General features: G+C 39.0%; 5 protein-coding genes. 2 read left to right on the top strand and 3 right to left on the bottom strand.

The genetic code is table 11. The annotated features are described in order from the left end of the window. A partial coding sequence (locus tag GVN22_RS17845) for a hypothetical protein (RefSeq protein ID WP_205690944.1) occupies positions 1–572 on the bottom strand: 572 nt, incomplete at its 3' end. 612 nt (positions 573–1,184) lie between these two features. Between GVN22_RS17845 and GVN22_RS17840 the strand changes: the two genes are divergently transcribed. Both GVN22_RS17840 and GVN22_RS17835 read left to right on the top strand, forming a co-directional pair. Then, positions 1,185–3,179 (top strand): OmpA family protein, encoded by a 1,995-nt coding sequence (locus GVN22_RS17840; protein ID WP_166552369.1) that lies wholly within the window; start codon positions 1,185–1,187, stop codon positions 3,177–3,179. 153 nt (positions 3,180–3,332) lie between these two features. Further along, a complete protein-coding gene (locus tag GVN22_RS17835; RefSeq protein ID WP_166552368.1) occupies positions 3,333–4,670 on the top strand; it encodes a dihydroorotase in 1,338 nt (445 codons plus the stop codon). Between the two features lie 315 nt (positions 4,671–4,985). On the opposite strand, the gene GVN22_RS17830 is transcribed toward GVN22_RS17835, so the two are convergent. Both GVN22_RS17830 and ruvB read right to left on the bottom strand, forming a co-directional pair. Then, a complete protein-coding gene (locus GVN22_RS17830) occupies positions 4,986–5,633 on the bottom strand; it encodes a DUF2306 domain-containing protein (protein ID WP_166552367.1) in 648 nt (215 codons plus the stop codon). Between the two features lie 209 nt (positions 5,634–5,842). Then, positions 5,843–6,868: a Holliday junction branch migration DNA helicase RuvB gene (ruvB, locus tag GVN22_RS17825; RefSeq protein WP_166552366.1), complete on the bottom strand. Its 1,026-nt coding sequence runs from the start codon at positions 6,866–6,868 to the stop codon at positions 5,843–5,845. Between the last annotated feature and the right edge of the window lie 148 nt (positions 6,869–7,016).

The raw sequence follows: 7,016 nt of genomic DNA, 5'->3' as shown, positions 1-7,016 counted from the left end.
AAACCGCCTTCACGACGTGGACCACGTGAGTCGTCACGGTTGAAGTCACGCTTTTCAAAGCCACGACCTTTATCTTCGAATTTTGGACGGAATTCACGTTTTTCACCATTAAAACCGCCTTCACGACGTGGACCACGTGAGTCGTCACGGTTGAAGTCACGTTTTTCAAAGCCACGACCTTTATCTTCAAATTTTGGACGGAATTCACGCTTTTCGCCATTGAAACCGCCTTCACGACGTGGACCACGTGAGTCGTCACGGTTGAAGTCACGCTTTTCAAAGCCACGACCTTTATCTTCAAATTTTGGACGGAATTCACGCTTTTCGCCATTGAAGCCACCTTCACGACGTGGACGTGAGTCGTCACGGTTAAAATCTTTTTTCTCGAAATTTGGTTTGAAATCTTTGCGGGCAGGACGCGACTCGTTTGAGTCAAATGATTTTTTATCTGAGTAGCGCTCGTTTTTAGCAGGAGCTTCACCTCTTAATTCACGCTTTAATTCTTCTCTTCTCGTACGTGATTGTTCTCTTCTTTCAGGACTAAATTCTTCTTTTTGAATTCTCTTTCTCATCTTTTTGATTTGTTAAAAAATTGCAACATCACTGCTGTAATCAAATTATTAAACTTCGTTTTGTTTAATAATAAAAACAAAAGGCCATAGCCTTGTAACCTACTGACTATTAGAACACTTATCATTCTAACTATTAAACTCGGGGTGCAAAGGTACAATATTTTTTATGATAAATCCCAACTTTTGAAAGTACAATTTTTTATATTTTTCAAAAACCCCTATTTTACTCATTCTGAAAGGTTTAACAATACTTATATCATATAAGTACAATCATTTTCAGCTAAAATTCGTTTAATAAACGGTCAAAGTACCTAAATTCGTAAATAGTTAGGATTGTCTTGTTATGATATTGTTGAAAAACAATAGCATGGGCATCTAGCTCCTTACTTATTAAATGAAAATCACGGTCTTAGTGTAAATGAAGTTTCTTGTCCAAGAGGAATATAGTTGTATCGTAAAACTTTTTCTTTTTCTACATAAGCTGTCAACGATTTTTGCTTGGATTGTGTCTTTACCAAAAATAAGTCTGTAAGAAATAAACAAAAAGTTTAAAATTCTTTTCTAATTTAAGTGGCCTAAAGCCTATCGCCGTTACAAAAAATCTATTTCTATATGCAAAAACTTCGTACCTCAATATACTTATTGTCCACAGTATTGATGCTCGGGAGCTGTAACTCGGCTTTACAGTCGTTTAAGAAAGGACAGAAAAAGTTTGAAAACGGAGAATATGAATTGGCAATCAAGGAGTTTCAAAAATCGAGCTCTGCCAATTACGAAACTGCCAAATCCGCATTTTTGATTGCTGAGTCATATCGTCTTTCTAACCGCATGCTTCAGGCAGGCGAATATTATGAGAAAGCCTTGACGGCCGGTAGTCGTGAAAACGATATTCGTTTCCATTTAGCCTATGCACAAAAAGCACAAGGCAAATATGAGGATGCCGCTAAAAACCTTGAGAAATATCTTTCGGGCGTACCTAGCAAGGAGTTCAAAAACAAAGCTATTGCTGAGTTGGATATGCTCCCTGAAGTTTTGGCACTTGCCAACAAAAAGACTTTTATCGAGATTCAACCTGTAAGTATCAACTCGTCTGGCTCAGAATTTTCTCCAATTTTGATTGATAAAGATTTGATTTTTACGGCTTCTCGCAAAGAGTTAACCTATAAAAACAATGGCTTACCTTATCTTGGTCTTTATCGTGCTCCACTCAATAGCCCAACTGAAGTAGGAACTCCTCGCTTGTTTAGTACCAATATCTTTAAGGATAATGCCAACGAAGGCACTCCAGCCTTTACACGTGATGGCAAAACAATGGTGTTTGCTCGTGGTAATACAGGAAAGCGTTCTGACCAATCTCCAGATGTAGACTTGTATATTTCTAAGCTAAATGATGGTGTTTGGAGTGAGCCAGAATTGATTTCTGTCTCTGACTCATTGGCTTGGGATGGTAGCCCGTCGTTTTCTAATGATGGTCGGACCTTGTATTTTAGCTCAAACCGTGCTGGAGGTAAGGGTGGCTTGGATTTGTACAGAGCCAATATTGACAATGCAGGTCGTTTTGGACGTGCGATCAATATGGGTGCCGACATCAATACGGCTGGCGATGAAATGTTCCCTTATGTATCTGCCGATGGAAAGTTATATTTTGCTTCTGACGGACACCCAGGCTTAGGTGGTTTGGATTTATATATAGCTACTCGTAAAAATGGAGAAATTCAGGTAGAGCATTTAGGCTTGCCTCTCAACTCTCGATTTGATGACTTTGGGCTTGTAGCGATTGATTCAACGAAAGGGTATTTTGCCTCAAATCGTGATAGTGGTAAAGGTGACGACGATATCTACTATTATGAAAATACTCAGCCAGGCAAAAAATACCAAGAAACCCCTCCTATTGTAGCACAAAAAGATCCCGCTAAGAAAACCATTCGTTACTTTTTGGCAGGCGTCGTGAGCGACGTTAAAAATGAAGGGCTAGATTCGGTACGTGTAGCTATTTTGGACAACGAAAGCCAACAAGCACTGGAAGAAGTTTTTACTAAAGCTGATGGCAGTTTTGGTAAAATCAGAGTTGAGGCAGGAAAGTCATATACGCTTGTAACAGATAAAAAAGGTTATTTCATCAAGCGTGAGCCTTTTACCATGATTGGAAAAGAAGTTCCTTTAGAAAAATTGACTAAAGCCGAAAACGATACGACTTATTACGTCAATATCTCTCTCGATAAGCCAGAAGTTGGTAAAGAAATCACGAAACTTTTCCATATTGCCCCCATTTATTACGATTTAGATAAATCAAATATTCGCAATGATGCGAGTGTGGAGTTGGACAAAATCGTTCAGATATTACAAGATAACCCAACCATTAAATTGGAGTTAGGTTCGCATACGGATTCACGTGCTTCGACGGATTACAACCAAAAATTAAGTCAACGCCGTGCTGATTCTGCGGTTGAATATATTATTTCGAAAGGTATCTCACGCGCTCGTATCGTAGCCAAAGGATATGGCGAATCACAGTTGGTTAACAAATGTGCCGACGGCGTAGAGTGTACCGAAGAAGAACACCAAATGAACCGTCGTACAGAGTTTAAGGTATTGGAAGTAAAATAGGTATTGTTCTTTGCCAAACATCATGTGCAGACAAAGCAAAGTTTGGCATTAGACTGAAGTTAGATTTTGAGTTTTTTCAAAAAAAATTAGCAAGGAGTTATGAGTTATGGGTAATTTTGTTGCCACACTCATAACTCCTTAATTTTTTCCTCCATGAGCTCTATTCTAATCCTCAATGCTCAAGTTGTCAACGAAGGCAAAATTCAAGTTGCTGACATTTTAGTAAAAGATGGTTTTATCGACCAAATTGGCACTAATTTAAGCGGAATCTCAGCCGACAAAACCATTGATGCGACAGGCAAATACCTCTTACCAGGCGTAATCGACGACCAAGTGCACTTCCGTGAGCCAGGTCTTACCCACAAAGCATGTATTCATTCTGAGGCTCGTGCAGGTGTGGCGGGTGGCGTAACCACTTTTATGGAAATGCCTAATACCGTTCCGAACGCCCTTACTCAAGAATTACTCCAAGACAAATACGACATTGCTGCTCGTACCTCTTTGGCGAACTATTCTTTTTATATGGGTGCTTCAAACGACAATATCGAGGAAGTTCTCAAAACTAATATTCAAAATATTTGTGGTATCAAAGTTTTCATGGGTTCATCAACAGGAAATATGTTGGTAGACAATGAGAAAACGTTAACAAATATTTTCTCGAATAGCCCAACTTTAATTGCTACGCACTGCGAAGATGAGGCTACTGTTCGTGCAAATTCGGCGCTTTACAAAGAGAAATACGGAGATAATCCACACCCAAGAGTTCATCCTGAAATCCGTAATGTGGAAGCTTGTATCAAATCGTCTTCAATGGCGATTGAGTTGGCACAACAACATGGTGCTCGCTTGCATATTCTTCACATCACAACAGGCGAAGAAACGCATTTATTCCGTAATGATATTCCCTTAAAAGATAAGAAAATCACTTCGGAGGTTTGTGTTCATCACCTTTGGTTTGATGCTCGTGATTATGAAACATTGGGTAACCAAATCAAATGTAATCCTGCCGTAAAAGCTGATGGTCATAAACAACAATTGTTGGCAGCCTTGCTCGATGACCGCATTGATGTAATCGCAACCGACCACGCACCACATACTTGGGAAGAAAAACAAAATCCTTATTGGTCATCACCTTCGGGTTTGCCATTGGTACAACACCCATTACAGTTGATGTTAGAGTTTTATAAAGAAGGTAAAATCTCTTTAGAAAAAATCGCTGAAAAAATGTCTCACGCTGTAGCAGACTGTTTCCAAATCTCGAAAAGAGGTTATATCCGTGAAGGTTATTGGGCAGATTTGGTGTTGGTAGACTTGAATGATGAAGTAACAGTATCGAAAGAAAACGTACTATACCAGTGCGGTTGGTCACCACTAGAGGGCACTACACTTCGTTCTAAAGTGACACATACGATTGTATCAGGACACTTGGCTTACGAAAATGGCGCATTCGACGAAAGTAAAACAGGTCAAAGACTTTTGTTTGAACGTTAGAAATGTTATTTCCAGTTTAGTGAATTATGATTTAGTGGTTGAATGATTATTCTTCAAATCTACAACTGTATCATTCATAAATACATTATCAAAACAGGCGTTCGAAATGAGTTTTCGAACGCCTGTTTTGATAATGGTCAATAAATACCTAACATTTGAGTACTTTTCAATTAGGGTGCGACTTAAGTCGCACCCTAATTGAAAAGCATGATAATCAACCCAATGAATTCCATTAAACACAAATAAGAGGTCTTTACAGGAACGACTTATATTTCTTATTTTCGGATAAACCCACTTCAAGCCTATTCATCCAAATTAAGCTTTCTGCATTTTTAGCTTATATTTTCTTCTTACTCTACCTATAATCACACCTCCTATAACCCCTGGACCAATCCAAGCGACTAGTGACGGTAATACATTATGATTATTCACTACCAAAAATGCTGTTACTGTAGCGATATAAGAACCTCCCATACGGCTAATATGATTGAGCATCCAAGGTTGATTGATTTTTCCTATAAATGTCAAAATATCTGAAATAGCGATAATCAACGAGAACAATCCAAACAATCCAAATAGCACAAAGTAAAAAGTAACCCCTTGTTGATAAGCCCAAATACCATAAGCAATCATCACAATACCTGAAACTACTGTAATCAATGCAGCCACCCAGTCTTGTGCTTGCCAATTATTTTTACGACCCACTAATACCAATCTACGACCTGTAAAAGTATTGTAGAAACTAAATACCGCAATACAAGTCAGGAAAACTAAACGTGTTTCATTTTTGAATCTCAATACCGCTGTGATTGCCACCACCATCATTGCATAATAGTAGATACGTCCCCAAAGTGTATGTTTAGGACTTCCCTTAGGCGTAAACATCGCTATTAGTCCAACTACTAAAGCGGTCAAGCCAGAGACAATGTGTAAAATCAAAACTGCTGTAAGAAACTTTTCCATGATGTATTGAGAGATTTTTAATAAGAATTTCAATTTGTGAGGTTGCCGTTGTGGAACCGATGACACAAAGTAAAGGCTCCTATCATGGAAGGGCAAATCTTAGGGGTAGGGAGCAAAAAAATGGGAAATTTGACAATTTGAGGGGAGTTTGGTAGCATTTAGGGATAAAAAACAAGGTCGAAAGAAGTGATTTTCTTTCGACCTTATCTTTAAAACAGCTCGCCAGCACGGTACTTTGGTACAATTCCTAAATGAACATACGCTTTTTCGGTAGCCTCACGTCCACGAGAAGTTCTTTTCAAAAATCCTTCTTGAATCAAGAATGGTTCATATACTTCTTCAATGGTTTCGGCCTCCTCGCCACAGGCTGTAGCGATGGTCGAAAGCCCAACAGGACCGCCTTTGAATTTTTCGATAATGGTCGACAAAATTCTATTATCCATTTCATCAAGACCATTTTGGTCAACATCAAGTGCTGACAATGCCATTTCTGCAATATCTACCGTAATACGACCATTACCTTTTACCTGAGCAAAATCACGTGTACGACGGAGAAGATTGTTGGCAATACGTGGTGTACCTCGACTACGACGAGCAATTTCATAAGCGCCAGCGTCGTCGATAGGCATACCTAAAATATGGCAAGAACGTTGTACGATTGTGGTCAACAATTTGGCATCATAATATTCCAAACGGGCATTGATACCAAAACGAGCACGCAAAGGCGCAGTCAACAGACCTGCACGCGTAGTAGCGCCAATCAAGGTAAATGGATTGAGGGAAATTTGCACACTTCGAGCATTTGGCCCAGAATCTAGCAAAATATCAATCTTATAATCCTCCATCGCAGAATAAAGATATTCTTCTACAATGGGGTTCAGTCGGTGAATTTCGTCAATAAACAGAACGTCAAACGGCTGGAGATTGGTTAACAAACCTGCCAAATCAGAAGGTTTATCGAGCACAGGACCTGAGGTAATTTTGATATTTGCCTCCAACTCATTGGCCACGATATTCGATAGCGTAGTTTTACCCAATCCAGGAGGACCGTGCAACAATACGTGATCGAGGGCTTCCTCCCTTTGTTTGGCAGCCGTTACAAAAATCTTAAGGTTTTCTAATACCTTATCTTGTCCTGTAAAATCATCAAACGAAAGCGGACGCAAGGCACGTTCGATTTCTTTCTCCACAGATGAAAGGTTTTCCTTATTACCTTTCAAATAATCTTCTCTCATATCAATAATCCTTTTTCAAGGGGTATATTTCGTTTCTAGTGTTTTCTCTCAAAAATACAGCTTTTTCGAAAGTTAAACATCAAGGCAAATTAAATACCCACGATTCCCATTTCAAAGCCTACCTTTTAATTAAATTTTTCTTTTATTT

It is taken from the genome of Cellulophaga sp. BC115SP, assembly GCF_009905545.1.
In the GTDB taxonomy this organism is placed as follows: Bacteria; Bacteroidota; Bacteroidia; order Cytophagales; family Spirosomataceae; genus Flectobacillus; species Flectobacillus rivi.
The sequence above is the reverse complement of the archived record's forward strand: the minus strand, read 5'-3'. Positions and strand labels throughout refer to the sequence as shown.

Excerpts from the sequence above, each read along its gene's own strand:
- GVN22_RS17840 (WP_166552369.1), top strand. The coding sequence starts at position 1,185 with ATGCAAAAACTTCGTACCTCAATATACTTATTGTCCACAGTATTGATG.
- GVN22_RS17835 (WP_166552368.1), top strand. The coding sequence starts at position 3,333 with ATGAGCTCTATTCTAATCCTCAATGCTCAAGTTGTCAACGAAGGCAAA.
- GVN22_RS17830 (WP_166552367.1), bottom strand. The coding sequence starts at position 5,633 with ATGGAAAAGTTTCTTACAGCAGTTTTGATTTTACACATTGTCTCTGGC.
- ruvB (WP_166552366.1), bottom strand. The coding sequence starts at position 6,868 with ATGAGAGAAGATTATTTGAAAGGTAATAAGGAAAACCTTTCATCTGTG.